General features: G+C 48.9%; 11 protein-coding genes. 10 read left to right on the forward strand and 1 reads right to left on the reverse strand.

The window, feature by feature from the left end; translation table 11 throughout:
• Positions 1–90 precede the first annotated feature (90 nt).
• The 10 genes from ilvD (at position 91) to leuB (ending at position 14099) form a co-directional block, all read left to right on the forward strand.
• A complete protein-coding gene (ilvD, locus tag LX69_RS03110; RefSeq protein ID WP_111444362.1) occupies positions 91–1920 on the forward strand; it encodes a dihydroxy-acid dehydratase in 1830 nt (609 codons plus the stop codon).
• A gap of 125 nt (positions 1921–2045) precedes the next feature.
• Positions 2046–3779: a biosynthetic-type acetolactate synthase large subunit gene (gene ilvB, locus LX69_RS03115; protein ID WP_111444363.1), complete on the forward strand. Its 1734-nt coding sequence runs from the start codon at positions 2046–2048 to the stop codon at positions 3777–3779.
• Between the two features lie 89 nt (positions 3780–3868).
• Entirely contained in the window at positions 3869–4411 is a 543-nt protein-coding gene (gene ilvN, locus LX69_RS03120; RefSeq protein ID WP_111444364.1) for an acetolactate synthase small subunit, read from the forward strand.
• 77 nt (positions 4412–4488) lie between these two features.
• The gene (locus LX69_RS03125; RefSeq protein ID WP_111444365.1) at positions 4489–5379 is read left to right on the forward strand and encodes a helix-turn-helix domain-containing protein; all 891 of its coding nucleotides are present in this window, start codon (positions 4489–4491) and stop codon (positions 5377–5379) included.
• A gap of 237 nt (positions 5380–5616) precedes the next feature.
• Positions 5617–7092, forward strand: coding sequence for a ketol-acid reductoisomerase (ilvC, locus tag LX69_RS03130; protein WP_111444366.1), 1476 nt, complete (start codon positions 5617–5619; stop codon positions 7090–7092).
• 588 nt (positions 7093–7680) lie between these two features.
• A complete protein-coding gene (locus LX69_RS03135) occupies positions 7681–9189 on the forward strand; it encodes a 2-isopropylmalate synthase (protein WP_111444367.1) in 1509 nt (502 codons plus the stop codon).
• Positions 9190–9211: 22 nt separating this feature from the next.
• Entirely contained in the window at positions 9212–10612 is a 1401-nt protein-coding gene (leuC, locus tag LX69_RS03140; protein ID WP_111444368.1) for a 3-isopropylmalate dehydratase large subunit, read from the forward strand.
• 30 nt (positions 10613–10642) lie between these two features.
• Positions 10643–11239 carry a 3-isopropylmalate dehydratase small subunit gene (gene leuD / locus LX69_RS03145; protein ID WP_111444369.1) on the forward strand — a complete coding sequence of 199 codons (597 nt, stop codon included), beginning with the start codon at positions 10643–10645 and terminating at the stop codon, positions 11237–11239.
• Positions 11240–11376: 137 nt separating this feature from the next.
• The gene (locus LX69_RS03150; RefSeq protein WP_111444370.1) at positions 11377–12912 is read left to right on the forward strand and encodes an alpha-isopropylmalate synthase regulatory domain-containing protein; all 1536 of its coding nucleotides are present in this window, start codon (positions 11377–11379) and stop codon (positions 12910–12912) included.
• Positions 12913–13028: 116 nt separating this feature from the next.
• Positions 13029–14099, forward strand: coding sequence for a 3-isopropylmalate dehydrogenase (leuB, locus tag LX69_RS03155; RefSeq protein WP_111444371.1), 1071 nt, complete (start codon positions 13029–13031; stop codon positions 14097–14099).
• A gap of 213 nt (positions 14100–14312) precedes the next feature.
• On the opposite strand, the gene LX69_RS03160 is transcribed toward leuB, so the two are convergent.
• Positions 14313–16937: a valine--tRNA ligase gene (locus tag LX69_RS03160; protein ID WP_111444372.1), complete on the reverse strand. Its 2625-nt coding sequence runs from the start codon at positions 16935–16937 to the stop codon at positions 14313–14315.
• Between the last annotated feature and the right edge of the window lie 41 nt (positions 16938–16978).

A 16978-nucleotide genomic window follows, 5' to 3' on the forward strand; every position in this document is an offset into this window, starting at 1 on the left:
AACAAGCCTTTCTCACTTCTCTGAAAAGAGAAGAGGAAGGCTTTTTTTATTGATATTTCAACGACTTTAAAAAATTACAACAATATGACAATGAAGAACAGACTCAGAAGCGCCACTTCATCCGAAGGACGCAAAATGGCCGGAGCCCGTAGTTTGTGGCGCGCCAACGGACGTAGCGAAGAACAAATGAAGAAGCCCATTATTGCCATTGTCAACTCGTTTACCCAATTCGTACCCGGGCACGTTCACCTGCACGAAATTGGGCAGGACGTGAAACGCATCATCGAAAGCATGGGCTGTTTCGCGGCCGAATTTAACACCATCGCCATCGACGATGGCATCGCCATGGGTCACGACGGGATGCTTTATTCCCTGCCCTCGCGCGACATCATCGCCGACAGCGTGGAGTACATGGTCAACGCCCACACCGCCGATGCCATGATTTGCATCAGCAACTGCGACAAAATCACCCCGGGTATGCTCATGGCAACCATGCGCTTAAATATCCCTACCATTTTTGTTTCGGGTGGCCCCATGGAAGCCGGCAAAGTGGGCGACAAAGCCCTCGACCTGGTGGATGCCATGGTCATGGCTGCCGACGACTCGGTGTCGGACGATATGGTGAGCGCTGTGGAACGCAATGCTTGCCCCACCTGCGGATCTTGCTCGGGCATGTTCACAGCCAACTCTATGAACTGCCTCAACGAAGCCATTGGCTTGGCGCTGCCCGGTAACGGCACCATCGTGGCCACTCACGCCAACCGCAAAAAACTGTTTGAAAAAGCGGCTCGACTCATTGTCGAAAACACTTATAAATATTATCAGGACGGCGACGACAGCGTGTTGCCCCGTTCCATCGCCACCAAAACCGCGTTCATGAACGCCATGACGCTCGACATTGCCATGGGTGGATCCACCAACACCGTGCTTCACCTGTTGGCCATTGCTCAGGAAGCCGGCGTTGACTTCACCATGAAGGACATTGACCAGCTTTCACGCAAAACCCGCGTGTTGAGTAAAGTGGCTCCCAACTCGTCGTACCACATTCAGGACGTGAACCGTGCCGGTGGCATCATTGGCATTTTGGGTGAACTCGAGCGTCAAAAAATGATTGACACATCTGTGAAACGTGTGGATTTCGCTTCGCTGAAAGATGCCATCGAAGCTTACGACATCATGCGCCCCACTGCCATTGCCGAAGCCTTTGACGTGTATGGCAGCGCTCCCGCTGGAGTGGTGAACCTCACCATGGGCTCACAACGAACACAATATAAAGAACTGGATACCGACCGCGCCAAAGGTTGCATCCGTTCGTGGGAAAACGCTTACACCAAAGATGGTGGCTTGGCCGTGCTTTACGGTAACATTGCCAAAAATGGTTGTATTGTGAAAACCGCCGGGGTGGACGAATCCATTTTCCATTTCGTAGGCAAAGCCAAAGTATTTGAATCGCAAGACGATGCTTGTGCCGGAATCCTCAGCGGAGAGGTCGAAGCCGGTGACGTGGTGGTGATTCGTTACGAAGGCCCCAAAGGCGGCCCGGGCATGCAGGAGATGCTTTACCCCACCTCTTACATCAAGTCGCGTCACTTGGGAACCCAATGCGCTCTCATTACCGATGGCCGTTTCTCGGGGGGTACATCGGGGCTGAGCATCGGTCACGTCTCGCCCGAAGCGGCTGCCGGTGGCGACATTGCGCTGGTACGTAACGGCGACGAAATTGAAATTGACATCCCAAACCGTATAATACAGGTAAACATTTCATCAACGGAGATGGAATCTCGTCGCAAGCAGGAATTGGGACGTGGTGACAACGCCTTTACACCGGTGAACCGGATGCGTTACGTCTCTAAAGCTCTCAAAGCCTACGCACATTTCGTGAGCTCAGCCGATTTGGGTGCTGTGCGGATGATTCAATAAAATAGCAGCCATATTATTTAAAACCTATTGGCCTGCTTGATTGTTAATAGTAATCCGGTGGTTTATCGAAATAACTACCCAATGGTTTAATATGCTGCCTCCGGGCAGCTTTGCAACAACCAATCATGGAGACAAAAACAGAATTGATCGTGGAAAAGGATGAAGCTAAAAAAATACAGATGTCCGGCTCTCATGCCGTGATACAATCGCTATTAAAAGAAGGCGTTAACTTGGTGTTTGGATACCCGGGAGGTGCCATCATGCCGGTGTACGATGCCCTTTACGATTATCACGACAGGTTGCACCACGTTCTGGTTCGTCACGAACAGGGAGCTGTACACGCCGCACAAGGTTTCGCTCGTGTGACCGGGAAAGTAGGGGTAGCCATTGTCACGTCGGGACCTGGCGCCACCAATACCATCACCGGAATTGCTGATGCCATGATTGATTCGACCCCCATGGTGGTAATTTCGGGACAGGTTGGCTCTCCATTATTGGGTACCGATGCTTTTCAGGAAACCGATGTCATTGGCATTTCACAACCCGTCACCAAGTGGAGCTGTCAGGTAAAAAAGGCCGAAGAGATTCCGGCTGCAATTGCCAAAGCTTTTTACATTGCCAGATCCGGTCGTCCCGGACCTGTACTGGTCGACATTACCAAAGATGCACAGGCCAACATGATGGAGTTTGACTACGTCCCTGTGACACAAGTGCGCAGCTATCAACCCGTTCCCACCCCCGACAGTGACAAAATTGCTGAAGCGGCTCGATTAATCAACCTCTCCAAGAAACCACTTGCATTGGTAGGTCAAGGCGTGATGCTGGGCGGGGCAGAAAAAGAACTGCTCAAATTTCTCGAAAAATCTGGTGTCCCTGCTGCATGGACTTTATTAGGCATGTCGGTAATGCCATCGGATCACCCATTGAACGTAGGCATGTTGGGCATGCATGGCAACGTGGGACCAAACGTTAAAACCAACGAAGCCGACCTCATCATCAGTTTCGGAATGCGCTTTGACGACCGCGTCACAGGCAACACCAAGGCCTATGCCGTGAACGCCAAAGTGATTCACTTCGATATCGACCCGGCCGAAATCAACAAAATCATTTATGCCGATGTGCCGGTACTGGGCGACATTAAAGAAACCCTGCCTATGTTGACACACATGGTGTCGAATAACACGCACGAGACGTGGGTGAAGGAATTTCGGGCGTGTGATAAAATCGAAACTCAAAAAATCATCCAACCCGAGCTTTACCCCACCAAAGAGGGCATCACCATGGGCGAAGTGATCAGACGGGTGAGCGAAGCCATGAACCACGATGCCATTTTAGTCACCGATGTGGGTCAGCATCAAATGATGGCCTCACGGTATTTCAAGTTTCGCCAGTCGCGCAGCGTGGTAACATCAGGAGGTTTGGGAACCATGGGCTTTGGACTCCCCGCAGCCATCGGCGCTAAAATGGGACGTCCCGACCGTCAGGTGGTTTTGTTTGTGGGCGATGGCGGTTTCCAGATGACTATTCAGGAGCTGGGAACCATTTTCCAAACCAAAATTCCGGTTAAAATTGTGTTGCTGAACAACAACTTCCTGGGAATGGTACGTCAGTGGCAGGAGTTGTTCTTCGACAAACGTTATGCTTCAACTGAATTGATTAACCCTGATTTTCAGTTGATTTCCAAAGGATATGGCATCATGTCAGAAAAAGTTACATCACGTGATCAACTTGATGAAGCCATCTTAAAGTTAGTGAACAGTGAAGATGCTTTCTTGTTGGAGGTTGTGGTCGAAAAAGAAGGTAACGTGTTCCCGATGGTTCCGGCCGGAGCCTCGGTATCGGATATCAGGCTTGAATAGATTAAAAGACACAAGTATCAAGACGCAAGACTTTTTAAATTAACAGTATAAATCTTGATACCTGATACTAACATCTTGATACTAAAAAAATGAAACAAGAATTTACCATCATCATATTTTCGGAGAACCATGTGGGCTTGCTCAATCAGGTCACCACTGTTTTCACACGCCGAAACATCAACATCGAGAGCCTCAATACCTCTGAGTCGGCCATTACAGGCATTCACAAGTTTACGGTGGTGGTTGTAACCACTCGCGAACAGGTGGACAAGCTTATTGGACAAATTGAAAAGCGAATCGATGTACTTAAAGCCTTCGTGTTTACCTCCGACGAGATTGTACACCAGGAGATTGCCTTATACAAAGTGCACACAGAAGCATTGATGAACGGCAACGAAGTGGAGAATTTGGTGCGTCAATACGGGGCTCAGATTCTGGAGGTTCATCGCGACTACACGGTCATTCAAAAAACCGGTCACAAGCACGAAACTCAGGAATTGTTTGAGAAACTCGACAAATTTGAAGTGCTTCAGTTTGTACGCAGTGGACGGGTGGCCGTTACCAAAACCAACTGGGAGCAGCTGGCCACTTATTTACGTTCATTAGAAGGTCGAAACAAAGTGACTGAATAATTATGTGAAAAGCGCCAAGCGTGGGTGAGGCATGACCTACTGCTGAACCTTCGCTCATTTAATGCAATGATCCTGTGATGAAGTCAATCAACGAGCACATACCGGTTTACAGCCTTGACAACTTCATTTCGCAGGAGCTTAAAAGCCAACAATTTCAGGTTGAGGTTTTTGATGCCCGACGGCACTTTAGCGTGAAGTACCCTCACCGGCACGATTTTTTCGAAGTCCTATACCTCATGAGAGGGTCTGGTTTTCACGTGATTGATGGAAATCGCTATGAGATAAAGCCCCCTTGTGTGTTTTTTATGTCACCGGGGCAAGCACATAAAATTGAATTTTCGCACGACATCGACGGCTATTTATTCATTTTCACAGCCGACTTTTATTTGGCCAACCGAAGCAACCAAAACAGCTTGATTGAGTTTCCGTTCTTTTACAATCTTAAGCAGGAAAACCCGCCGCTTTTGCTTGAAAACGAAAGCGACATCCGTTTTTTAGAAGAACTCTTCAAACGAAGCATTTCGGAACGAGACCACAACGGAGATCACAAGCTCGACCTGTTGCGATCGCTGCTAGACATCATCCTGATGACCTGCAGTAGCCGATATAAAACCGTTGAGAACATCGACAAAAAGGGGAGGGGGCACATTTTGGTGAAGCAATTTTATCATTTGGTCGAAGAAAACAACCTAAAAAATCTTTCCCTCAAAGAATACGCCGATCGATTGGCAGTAACGCCAAACCATCTCACCCAAACGGTCAAATTATTGACCGGTAAAACATCGAGTCAAATTATTAAGGCCAAGCAAATATTAGAAATAAAGCGGTTGTTGGTACATACCAATCTGAGTGTCGCAGAAATTGCCCATCAACTCAATTTCGATGACCAATCGTACTTCACCAAATTTTTTAAGCGCGAAAGCGGATATTTACCGCTTCAGTACCGCAACCGCACAACAAATACTTAAAAATTACCATTTGCAGAAAATCCAACTTCCTTTTTATATGACAGATTTTCTGTATGTTTTACAACTCAAAAATTTCAACCCCCCAAACAATCCATGATAATTACCAAAAATGCCATGGTTTTTACGCATGGCGTTATCAAAACATTCGCTTGATTTGCAATGTTGGATTGAAACCACTAATTTATGTCACATTTTACTGAAATACAGATATAAACAAATACTTATACAAATAAAAAAATGGCAAATTATTTTAACACACTTCCCTTGCGCCTTCAGTTGGCTCAGCTTGGTACCTGCGAATTCATGGACAAATCAGAATTTGCTGACGGTGTAAAAAAGTTGATCGGTAAAAAAATCGTCATCGTAGGTTGCGGTGCTCAAGGTTTAAACCAAGGTTTAAATATGCGCGACAGTGGTCTGGACATTTCTTATGCACTCCGCAAAGAGGCCATCACCGAAAAACGCCAATCATACAAAAACGCTTCTGAAAACGGCTTTAAAGTTGGCACATACGAAGAGTTGATTCCTACTGCTGATTTAGTAATCAACCTCACCCCCGACAAACAACACACCAGCGTGATCAACGCTGTGATGCCTTTGATGAAACAAGGTTCTGCTCTTTCTTACTCACACGGATTCAACATCGTTGAAGAAGGCATGCAAATCCGTAAAGATATCACTGTGGTAATGGTGGCTCCAAAGTCTCCGGGTTCTGAAGTTCGCGAAGAGTACAAACGCGGTTTTGGCGTTCCCACCCTCATTGCGGTTCACCCTGAAAACGATCCCAATGGCGATGGCTTAGAAATTGCAAAAGCATATTGCGTGGGTACAGGTGGCGACCGTGCCGGTGTGTTACATTCATCATTTGTTGCCGAAGTAAAATCGGATTTGATGGGTGAACAAACCATTCTTTGCGGTTTGTTGCAAACTGGTTCTATCCTTTCGTTCAACAAAATGATTGAAAAAGGCATCGACCCGGGTTATGCTTCAAAATTGATTCAATATGGTTGGGAAGTGATTACCGAAGCGTTAAAACATGGTGGTATCACCAATATGATGGATCGCTTGTCGAACCCTGCCAAAATTAAGGCATTTGAACTTTCTGAAGAATTGAAGCACATCATGCGTCCTTTGTTTCAAAAACACATGGACGACATCATGAGCGGCGAATTCTCAAAAACCATGATGGAAGACTGGGCCAACGACGACAAAAACCTGTTGACCTGGCGTGCTGCCACTGGTGAAACCGCATTCGAAAAAACACCTGCCGGCAACATGGAAATCAGCGAGCAGGAGTACTTCGACAACGGTGTGTTGATGGTAGCCTTTGTTAAGTCGGGCGTTGAATTGGCCTTCGAAACCATGACCGAAGCCGGCATCAAAGAAGAATCGGCATATTACGAGTCGTTGCACGAAACCCCTTTGATCGCCAACACCATTGCTCGCAAAAAACTGTTCGAAATGAATCGTGTGATTTCCGACACTGCTGAATACGGTTGTTACTTGTTCGACCATGCTTGCAAACCTCTGTTGGCCGATTTCATGAAATCCATTGATGTGGATGTGATTGGAACCACTTACGGTAAAGGAAAAGACAATGGCGTTGACAACAAAAACCTGATTGCAGTAAACGAAATCATTCGTTTCCACCCTGTTGAATTGATTGGTGCTGAATTGCGCGAATCAATGACTGCAATGAAAAAAATTGTTTAAGCTATTTGATCACTAATCCTAAATAAGCGCGACTGTTTATTTGGGATTAGTTTTTAACCAAAAGACAAAAAGGTTCCATTCATAAAAACCTTGGTTGTCATATAGATGCAAGTCCTTTTAGAACTAAAATTTCGACAATTACACCATCTGAAAATAAGACCAATTCAATATCGACATCAACTTACAAAACCAAACTTAAACAACGCTTCAGAATAACACTAAAGACAATTAAATTTTTAATTTTCCTATTAGGTAAACCTTTTGAAGGTGTGAATTGTTGTTATTGGGTAAGTAATCGAAAATGAAACAGATAAGCAAACAAAATCTTATCCTCAAGGTGATGAAATTATCGGATGAATTGTTTTCATTTTAAAAATTTAATTGTGATATTTGCAGCATACCTTCATAAAGATGACAAAAGTCAACTCTCTTTATATTCTCAGTATTCTTCTCTGTATTCTACTTTGGGTGCGGGACTGAGAATGGTATGTGTATATGATAACAAATAAACAACATAGAGCCATTCTCAGCTGAGAGTGGCTTTTTTGATGTCTTAAAAAGAAATAGCAATCATAAATTCATTGCATCATGAGTGATAAATTGTACATTTTTGATACGACGCTTAGAGACGGCGAACAGGTTCCCGGCTGTCAGTTGAATACCATCGAGAAAATCGAGGTTGCCCGGCAACTCGAGAAGTTGGGAGTGGACATCATCGAAGCGGGTTTCCCGGTTTCAAGTCCTGGCGATTTCAACTCAGTGGTTGCCATTTCCAAAGCGGTTTCCAATCCAACCATTTGTGCGTTAACACGTGCTGTTTCAAAAGATATTGAAGTCGCCGCCGATGCGCTGAAATTTGCTAAGAATGGCCGGATTCACACCGGTATCGGCACATCGCCTTATCACATTTACCAAAAGTTAAACTCCAATCCCGATGCAATTATTGAGCGCGCCATCACTGCGGTGAAGTTTGCACGCAATTTAGTGGCTGAAGTGGAGTTTTATGCCGAAGACGCCGGGCGCTCCGATAATGAGTATTTGGCGCGCGTGGTAGAGGCCGTCATCAATGCGGGTGCGACTGTTGTCAACATTCCCGACACAACCGGATACTGCCTTCCCCATGAATATGGCGAAAAAATTGCCTACCTGATGAACAATGTGCCCAACATTGACAAAGCGATATTGTCAACTCACTGTCACAACGATTTAGGCATGGCAACAGCCAATACCCTGTCGGGTGTTATCAATGGAGCTCGTCAGGTTGAAGTGACCATCAATGGAATTGGTGAACGCGCAGGAAACACCTCGCTCGAAGAAGTGGTGATGGCCATTCAGTGCCATAAAAATATGCCTTACAAGACCGGTATCGACACTAAGCAAATCATGAAAACCAGCAAGCTGGTATCGACCTTAATGCGCATGCCGGTACAAGCCAACAAAGCCATTGTGGGACGCAACGCGTTTGCGCACTCATCGGGCATCCACCAGGATGGTGTGTTGAAAGACCGCGAAACATACGAAATCATCGACCCGGCCGAAGTAGGCGTGAAAGAATCGAGCATTGTCCTCACAGCCCGCAGTGGCCGTGCAGCCCTGAAACACCGCCTGGAAGTGAACGGTTACAAATTGGACGGTACCGAACTGGACGACATCTACCAGAAATTCCTGGAGTTGGCCGACCGCAAAAAAGATGTGTCGGACGAAGATGTAATTGCATTGGTTGGGTTAGATAAGGAACGTGGCGAATCGTCCATGAAACTGACCGCCCTTCAGGTGTTGTGCGGAAAATCAACCATCCCCACGGCAACGGTTCAACTCAGCTTCAATGGCGATTTGTTTACAGAAACCGCCACCGGTAACGGCCCCATTGATGCGGCTTTCACCGCCGTGAAACGCTTGGTGAAACGTAAAGTGCATCTCGAAGAATTTTTGGTGCAAGCCATTACACGCGGCAGCGATGATTTGGGAAAAGTGCATGTTGAATTGGAGCACAAAGAACAAACCTACTATGGTTTTGGTGCTAATACCGACATTGTCACCGCATCGGTGGAAGCGTTCCTCGATGCCATTTCGAAAATTGGAAAAACAATAGAGTAATAACCTTTTAAAACGTTGAAAATTGGCTGGAAAAACGCTTTTCGACAAGATTTGGGACGCACACGTGGTGAAGTCCGTTGAAGACGGACCCTCTGTCGTGTATATCGACCGTCACTTTGTTCACGAAGTGACCAGTCCCCAGGCTTTTGCAGGTGTAAGAGCCCGTGGCATCAAGGTGTTCCGTCCGAACCAAACCTTTGCCACACCCGACCACAACATTCCAACGCTGGAGCAGCATTTGCCAATCCGCGAAGAATTGTCTCGCCACCAGGTGCAAACGTTGGCCAAAAACTGCGAAGAATTTGGCGTTACACAATTTGGCTTGGGGCATCCTTATAACGGCATCGTTCACGTGGTAGGCCCCGAATTGGGCATCACACAACCCGGGATGACCATTGTATGCGGCGACAGCCACACATCGACCCATGGTGCTTTTGGTGCCATCGCTTTCGGTATTGGAACCAGCGAGGTTGAAATGGTGCTTTCTACCCAATGCATCATGCAGCCCAAACCCAAAAAGATGCGCATCAACGTAGAAGGTCAGCTGGGCAAAGGGGTGACTTCAAAAGACATCGCTCTTTACATCATCGCGCAATTGACCACCGGTGGTGGCACCGGATATTTCGTTGAGTTTGCAGGTTCGGCCATTCGCAGCCTTTCGATGGAAGCCCGGATGACCCTGTGTAACATGAGCATCGAGTTAGGCGCGCGCGGCGGCATGATTGCGGCTGATGAAGTGACCATTGAGTATGTGAAAGGTCGTGAATACGCCCCCAAAGGTGCCGATTGGGACAAAGCAGTGGCCTACTGGCGCACGCTGCATTCAGATGCAGATGCCGTATTCGACAAAGAATACACCTACAAGGCCGAAGACATTGAGCCCATGATTACCTATGGAACGAACCCGGGTATGGGTGCTGGCATCACAGCCAATATCCCAACCTTGGATTCAATCGAACCAGCTTCACACATCACCTTCAACAAGTCGATGGATTACATGGGTTTTGCTCCCGGCGATCAATTGATTGGTAAAAAAGTGGACTACGTGTTCGTGGGCAGCTGTACCAATGGTCGTATTGAAGATTTGCGCATGTTTGCCGAAGCCGTGAAAGGGAAGAAAAAAGCAGCTAACGTAGTTGCCTGGATTGTTCCCGGTAGCCGGCAGGTTGAAAAACAGGCCAAAGAAGAAGGTATTGAGAAAATTCTGAACGAAGCCGGTTTTGAATTCCGCCAGCCGGGTTGCTCGGCATGTTTGGCCATGAACGACGATAAAGTGCCAGCCGGAATGGTTGCAGTATCTACATCTAACCGCAACTTCGAAGGCCGTCAGGGTCCCGGATCTCGCACCATGCTGGCCAGCCCGCTCACCGCTGCTGCTGCCGCCATCACCGGTGTGATTACCGATCCGCGAACGATTATTTAATGGTATCACTTTAAAAACGAAGGAAGCATCATGCCTATAGAAAAATTTACGACCCTCGAGTCGACATTTGTACCCCTTCCGATTGAGAATGTGGATACTGACCAGATTATTCCTGCCCGCTTTTTGAAAGCCACCACCAAAGAAGGTTTTGGAAACAACCTGTTTTGCGACTGGCGCTACGAAAAGGATGGCTCACCCAAAAAGGACTTCGTCCTCAATAACCCCATTTACTCGGGAAGCGTACTGGTAGCCGGCAAAAACTTCGGTTCGGGATCGAGCCGCGAGCATGCCGCCTGGGCCATCGCCGGATATGGTTTTAAGGTGGTCGTGTCAAGCTTTTTCGCCGACATTTTCCGCGGTAACGCCCTCAACAATGGTGTGTTGCCCGTGGTGGTGAGCGAAGGTTTTTTGGCATCGTTGTTCGACTGCGTCAACAAAGATCCCAAGGCCAAAGTAAAAGTTGATTTGGAAGCCAAAACCATCACCAACATGACAACAGGGGTGGTTGAGAGTTTTGAAATCAACAGCTACAAACGCAATTGCCTGTTGAACGGATACGATGATATCGACTTTTTGCTGAGCATTAAAGGCGATATTGAAGCGTTTGAAAAAAACCGTCAAAACTAATGATGTCAAGAATGGGAGTGCATCGTCTGTAACGATGATGAGCTCCCTTTTTTTTCGAAATCAAACATGGCCGGCATCACCGGTTTTCATGCCGGTGATGCCGACCTTTTTTTAGGTAACAGATGCGAGTAGAAATCATGGACACCACACTTCGCGATGGTGAGCAAACCACCGGAGTGTCGTTTAACGAAGCAGAAAAGCTGGCCATCGCCCGTCTTCTCCTCGAGGAAGTAGGGGTTGACCGGATTGAAGTCGCCTCGGCACGCGTGTCGGAAGGCGAATTTCACGGCGTGCAGCGCATCGCCGAGTGGGCACGACGCAACCAATGCATCAATAAGGTTGAAGTGCTGGGTTTTGTTGACAACGGTGTTTCGCTCAAATGGATTAAAGACTCTGGTGCCCGTGTCATCAACCTGCTCACCAAAGGGTCGCTCAAGCATGTGACCAGTCAGCTGCGCAAATCCCCCCAGGAGCATGTGGCCGACATCAAGGCCAATTTGGCATTGGCTGCGCAGATGGACATTGATGTGAACATCTACCTCGAAGATTGGTCCAATGGCATGATGAAGTCGCCCGACTACGTCTATTTTCTCATCGACGAGTTGCGTGACACCAACATCCGCCGATTTATGCTGCCCGATACCCTGGGCATCCTCAACCCCGACCAAACACGCGATTTCATCACCGACATGGTGACCCGTTACCCCGAACTGCACTTTGATTTTCATGCTCACAATGACTACGACTTTGCCGTGGCCAACGTGTACGAAGCCCTTAAATGCGGTGCACGCGGAGCCCACACCACCGTAAACGGTTTGGGAGAACGCGCCGGCAACACGCCACTTGCTTCGGTGATTGGTGTGATTAACGACCACCTGAAATTTGAATCGAACCTGGTGGAAAGTAAACTCACCAAAGTGAGTCATGTGGTGGAAACATTTAGCGGGATTCGCATTCCCAGCAACAAGCCCATCACGGGTGAATATGTGTTTACCCAATGCGCAGGCATCCACGCCGACGGCGACAACAAGGACAACTTGTATTACAACAACCTGTTGCCCGAGCGTTTTGGGCGCATCCGCAAGTATGCCCTGGGCAAAACGTCGGGACGTGCCAACATTCTTAAGAATTTACAGGAACTCGGCATCGACTTGTCGACCGAGGAGATGAAACTGGTCACCCAACGCGTTATTGAACTGGGCGACCGCAAGGAAACGGTCACCACCGAAGATTTGCCCTACATCATCTCCGACGTGCTGCAAACCAGTGCCATTCATCAAAAAATAAAGGTCGAAAATTACAGCCTGTCGGTGGCTCGCGGTCTCAAGCCGGTCGCCTCGGTGAGCCTCACCATCGACAATGAGACCTATCAGGAGTACTCGCCCGGCGATGGTCAATATGATGCCTTTATGAAGTGCATCTGGAAAATTTACGACCGACTGGGCAAAGCCTATCCAACCCTCACCGATTACTGGGTCAGCATCCCCCCGGGAGGAAAAACCGATGCCCTGGTTGAAAACATCATTACCTGGAACTACAAGGGCACCGAATTTAAAACACGGGGTCTGGATGCCGACCAGATAGAGGCCGCCATCAAAGCCACCGTCAAAATGCTCAACATGGTGGAGAGCGGAACCCTTAAGTTAAAAAAGAGTTGGAGGGATGAGCTGTAGATATCGTCGCAAGACGAAAGTGTCAAGAAACAAAACTCCTAATGTTCACATCTTGATACTTGATACTCACATCTTGATACTCATGTCTTGATACTTGATACTAAAAAGATAAATAAATGAAACTAAACATTGCAGTCCTTCCCGGCGACGGTATTGGCCCGGAAATCATGGAGCAGGCTTTGAACGTGGTGAAAGCCGTTTGTCAAAAAAAAGGTCACGAACTGACTTATAAATATGGTATTGTCGGTGCTTGCGCCATCGATCAGGTGGGCAACCCTTATCCCGACGACACCCACGAGCTTTGCATGCAAAGTGATGCCGTGCTTTTTGGTGCCATTGGCGACCCCAAATTCGATAACGATCCCAAGGCCAAAGTACGTCCCGAGCAAGGTCTTTTGGCCATGCGCAAAAAACTGGGACTGTATGCCAACATCCGTCCGGTAGAAACATTTGCGTCGTTGCTGCACAAGTCGCCCCTGCGCCGCGAGTTGGTTGAAGGAGCCGATTTTGTGGCCATCCGCGAGCTCACCGGTGGCATTTATTTTGGCGAAAAAGGACGTACCGACAATGGCAATACCGCTTTCGATACTTGTACATACACCCGTGCCGAGGTGGAACGCATCCTCAAATTAGGTTACGAATTTGCCATGAAACGCCGCAAAAAACTCACCGTGGTCGACAAAGCCAACGTGTTGGAAAGTTCACGCCTGTGGCGCGAAGTGGCTCAGGAAATGGCTCCCCAATACCCCGAAGTGACCACCGAATATATGTTTGTGGACAACGCGGCCATGCAAATCATTCAATGGCCCACCAACTTCGACGTGATGGTGACCGAAAACATGTTTGGCGACATCCTCACCGACGAGGCAAGCGTTATTACCGGCTCTATGGGTCTGTTGCCCTCGGCATCGGTGGGTATTCACACGTCGGTGTTCGAGCCCATTCACGGATCGTACCCGCAGGCGGCCGGCAAAAACATTGCCAACCCATTGGCTACCATTCTTTCGGCTGCCATGATGCTCGAATCGGCCTTTAACCTGATGGACGAAGGTGCCCTGATTCGCGAAGCCGTTGCTGCATCGATGACTGCGCAGGCCGTGACCATCGACATTGCCGACAACAAAGACAAAGCCCTGAGCACATCGGCCGTGGGCGAGTGGATTGTGAACTATATCAATAAGAAATAAAGCCTCCCCCAACCCCTCCAAAGGAGGGGAGACAGGAGAAATAGTAATTGAAAAGACTGTTACCCCAATTGGGGTGACAGCCTTTTGTTTCCTCATCATCAAATGCACGAACAAAATTCAACCATCCTGCAATAATAAAATGTGAAAAGCCCCCATCGAAACCTGTGTCGATGGGGGCTTTTATTTGGATGAAACCCTGAGGATTGATACTCCTTACGAGAGGCGTTCGATGCCCTCCTTCAGAGCCTTGATTTTGGCTTCGGCATCGGCCTGTTTCTGTTGCTCTTTTGCCAACACATCTTTGGGCGCGCCGGCCACAAAGCGTTCGTTGCTCAGTTTCTTCATCACCGAAACGAGGAAACCCTCCTGGTAAGCCAGTTCCTCGCGCATGCGCTTGAGTTCGGCTTCCACATCGATGAGACCCTCCATGGGGATGAAGAACTCGTTGGTCTTGACCAGGAACGACATGGCATCGGCCGGTTTGTCGGTCACCATGTCGATGGTGCTGAGGTTGTTCAGCTTAAGAAGGATGGCGTTGTAGTAGGCATCAAAAGCATCGCCATTAGCCAACACCTGCAGTTTGAGGGCATCTTTTTGAGGGATGTTTTTCTCGAGACGGATGGTGCGGATGGCGCCGGTCACCTCTTTGAATTGCTCAAAGCGGTCGAGCAGTGCCTTGTCGTAGCTGCCGCCCGCTGGCCACTGCGCCACCATCACCGACTGACCATCGGCACGATGCCCCATTTGCTGCCACAAATCTTCGCTGATGAAAGGCATAAAGGGATGCAACAGTTTGAGCAGTTGCTCAAAATAGTTCATGGTCGCCTCATAGGTTTTGGCATCGATGGGTTGCTGATAACCAGGCTTGATCATCTCGAGGTACCAGCTCGAAAACTCTTGCCAAAACACGGTGTAGATGGTCATAAGGGCATCGGAGATGCGGTATTTGTCGAAGTGATCGTTCATCACCTCAATGGTTTCGTTGAGTTTGTGACCAAACCATTCAACGGCCAGGGCAGCACTTTGGGGCTGGGCAATGGAAGTTTCGATGGTTTGATTGTTGACCAGACGGAAAGCGTTCCAGATTTTGTTGGCGAAGTTGCGCCCCTGTTCGGGCAAACTCTCGTCGAAACGGAGGTCGCCGCCGGCAGGAGAGCAGAGCAACATGCCCACGCGCACGCCATCGGCACCAAACTTCTCAATCAGGTCGAGGGGGTCGGGGCTGTTGCCGAGCGATTTGCTCATCTTGCGGCCAATTTTGTCGCGCACCATGCCGGTGAAGTACACGTTTTTGAAGGGATATTTGCCTTTAAAGGCATATCCGGCCATGATCATGCGGGCTACCCAGAAGAAGATGATGTCGTGACCCGTCACCAGGTCGTTGGTGGGGTAGTAGTAGTCGATTTCTTTTTGATCGTCGCCAAAGCCGTCGAACACGGTGATGGGCCACAGCCACGACGAGGCCCAGGTGTCGAGCACGTCTTCGTCCTGACGGAGGTCGGCCAAGGTGAGGGCGTTGTTGCCGGTTTTGGCTTTGGCAGCCGCCAGGGCTTCGGCCTCGGTTTCGGCCACCACAAAGCCGCCATCAGCCAGGTAGTAAACGGGGATGCGATGCCCCCACCACAGCTGACGGGAGATGCACCAATCCTTGACGTTTTCCATCCAGTGGCGGTACAGGTTTTTGAATTTTTTGGGATGGAACTCAATGTCGTCGTTCATCACCGCGTCGAGGGCCGGTTTGGCCAGTTCGCTCATTTTGAGGAACCACTGGGTGCTGAGTTTGGGTTCGATCACGGCATCGGTGCGTTCCGAAAAGCCCACCTTGTTGGTGTAGTCTTCGGTTTTGAGCAGGTTGCCGGCCTTGTCGAGGTCTTTGGCAATTTGGGTGCGCACATCAAAACGATCCATGCCCACATACATGCCGGCTTTGTCGCTCAAAGTACCGTCATCGTTGAGGATGTCGATGCTTTCGAGGTTGAAGCGCATGCCAATTTCGTAGTCGTTGATGTCGTGTGCCGGGGTGATTTTGAGGCAGCCGGTTCCAAACTCCATGTCCACGTAATCGTCGGCCAGCACGGGGATGGAGCGGTTGATGAGAGGCACCAGCACGCGTTTGCCAACGAGGTGTTTAAAGCGGTCGTCGTTGGGGTTGACACACACGGCCGTATCGCCCAAAATGGTTTCGGGACGGGTGGTGGCCACGGTCACAAACTCCGAGGTGCCTTCGATTTGATATTTGAGGTAGTAAAGTTTCGACTGAACTTCTTTGTAGATGACCTCCTCGTCGCTGAGGGCGGTTTTGGCTTTGGGATCCCAGTTGACCATGCGGATGCCGCGGTAAACGAGCCCTTTGTTGTAAAGGTCGACAAACACTTTGATGACGCCCCGGCTGCGCACTTCGTCCATGGTGAAGGAGGTGCGATCCCAGTCGCACGAGGCGCCCAGTTTTTTGAGCTGCTCGAGGATGATGCCACCGTGCTTATCGGTCCAATCCCAGGCGTGCCCCAAAAAGGCGTCGCGGGTGAGACTGGTTTTTTCGATGCCCTGATCGCGCAGCTTGTTCACCACCTTGGCTTCGGTGGCAATGGAAGCATGGTCGGTACCCGGCACCCAACAGGCATTTTTGCCCAACATGCGCGCACGACGAATCAAGATGTCCTGAATGGTGTTGTTGAGCATGTGACCCATGTGCAGCACCCCGGTGACGTTGGGCGGCGGAATCACAATGGTGTAGGGTTCACGATGGTCGGGGGTGGAGCGGAAAAATCCTTTCTCCATCCAATACTGATACCATTTTTGTTCCGATGCCGAGGGGTTGTACTTGCCTGCTGGTTCCATGTTTGATCGTTTATTTAGCTTCGCTTCAATGAATTTATTGA

This window comes from Breznakibacter xylanolyticus (assembly GCF_003254275.1).
In the GTDB taxonomy this organism is placed as follows: Bacteria; Bacteroidota; Bacteroidia; order Bacteroidales; family Marinilabiliaceae; genus Breznakibacter; species Breznakibacter xylanolyticus.

Excerpts from the sequence above, each read along its gene's own strand:
- ilvD (WP_111444362.1), top strand. The coding sequence starts at position 91 with ATGAAGAACAGACTCAGAAGCGCCACTTCATCCGAAGGACGCAAAATG.
- ilvB (WP_111444363.1), top strand. The coding sequence starts at position 2,046 with ATGGAGACAAAAACAGAATTGATCGTGGAAAAGGATGAAGCTAAAAAA.
- ilvN (WP_111444364.1), top strand. The coding sequence starts at position 3,869 with ATGAAACAAGAATTTACCATCATCATATTTTCGGAGAACCATGTGGGC.
- LX69_RS03125 (WP_111444365.1), top strand. The coding sequence starts at position 4,489 with ATGAAGTCAATCAACGAGCACATACCGGTTTACAGCCTTGACAACTTC.
- ilvC (WP_111444366.1), top strand. The coding sequence starts at position 5,617 with ATGGCAAATTATTTTAACACACTTCCCTTGCGCCTTCAGTTGGCTCAG.
- LX69_RS03135 (WP_111444367.1), top strand. The coding sequence starts at position 7,681 with ATGAGTGATAAATTGTACATTTTTGATACGACGCTTAGAGACGGCGAA.
- leuD (WP_111444369.1), top strand. The coding sequence starts at position 10,643 with ATGCCTATAGAAAAATTTACGACCCTCGAGTCGACATTTGTACCCCTT.
- LX69_RS03150 (WP_111444370.1), top strand. The coding sequence starts at position 11,377 with ATGGACACCACACTTCGCGATGGTGAGCAAACCACCGGAGTGTCGTTT.
- leuB (WP_111444371.1), top strand. The coding sequence starts at position 13,029 with ATGAAACTAAACATTGCAGTCCTTCCCGGCGACGGTATTGGCCCGGAA.
- LX69_RS03160 (WP_111444372.1), bottom strand. The coding sequence starts at position 16,937 with ATGGAACCAGCAGGCAAGTACAACCCCTCGGCATCGGAACAAAAATGG.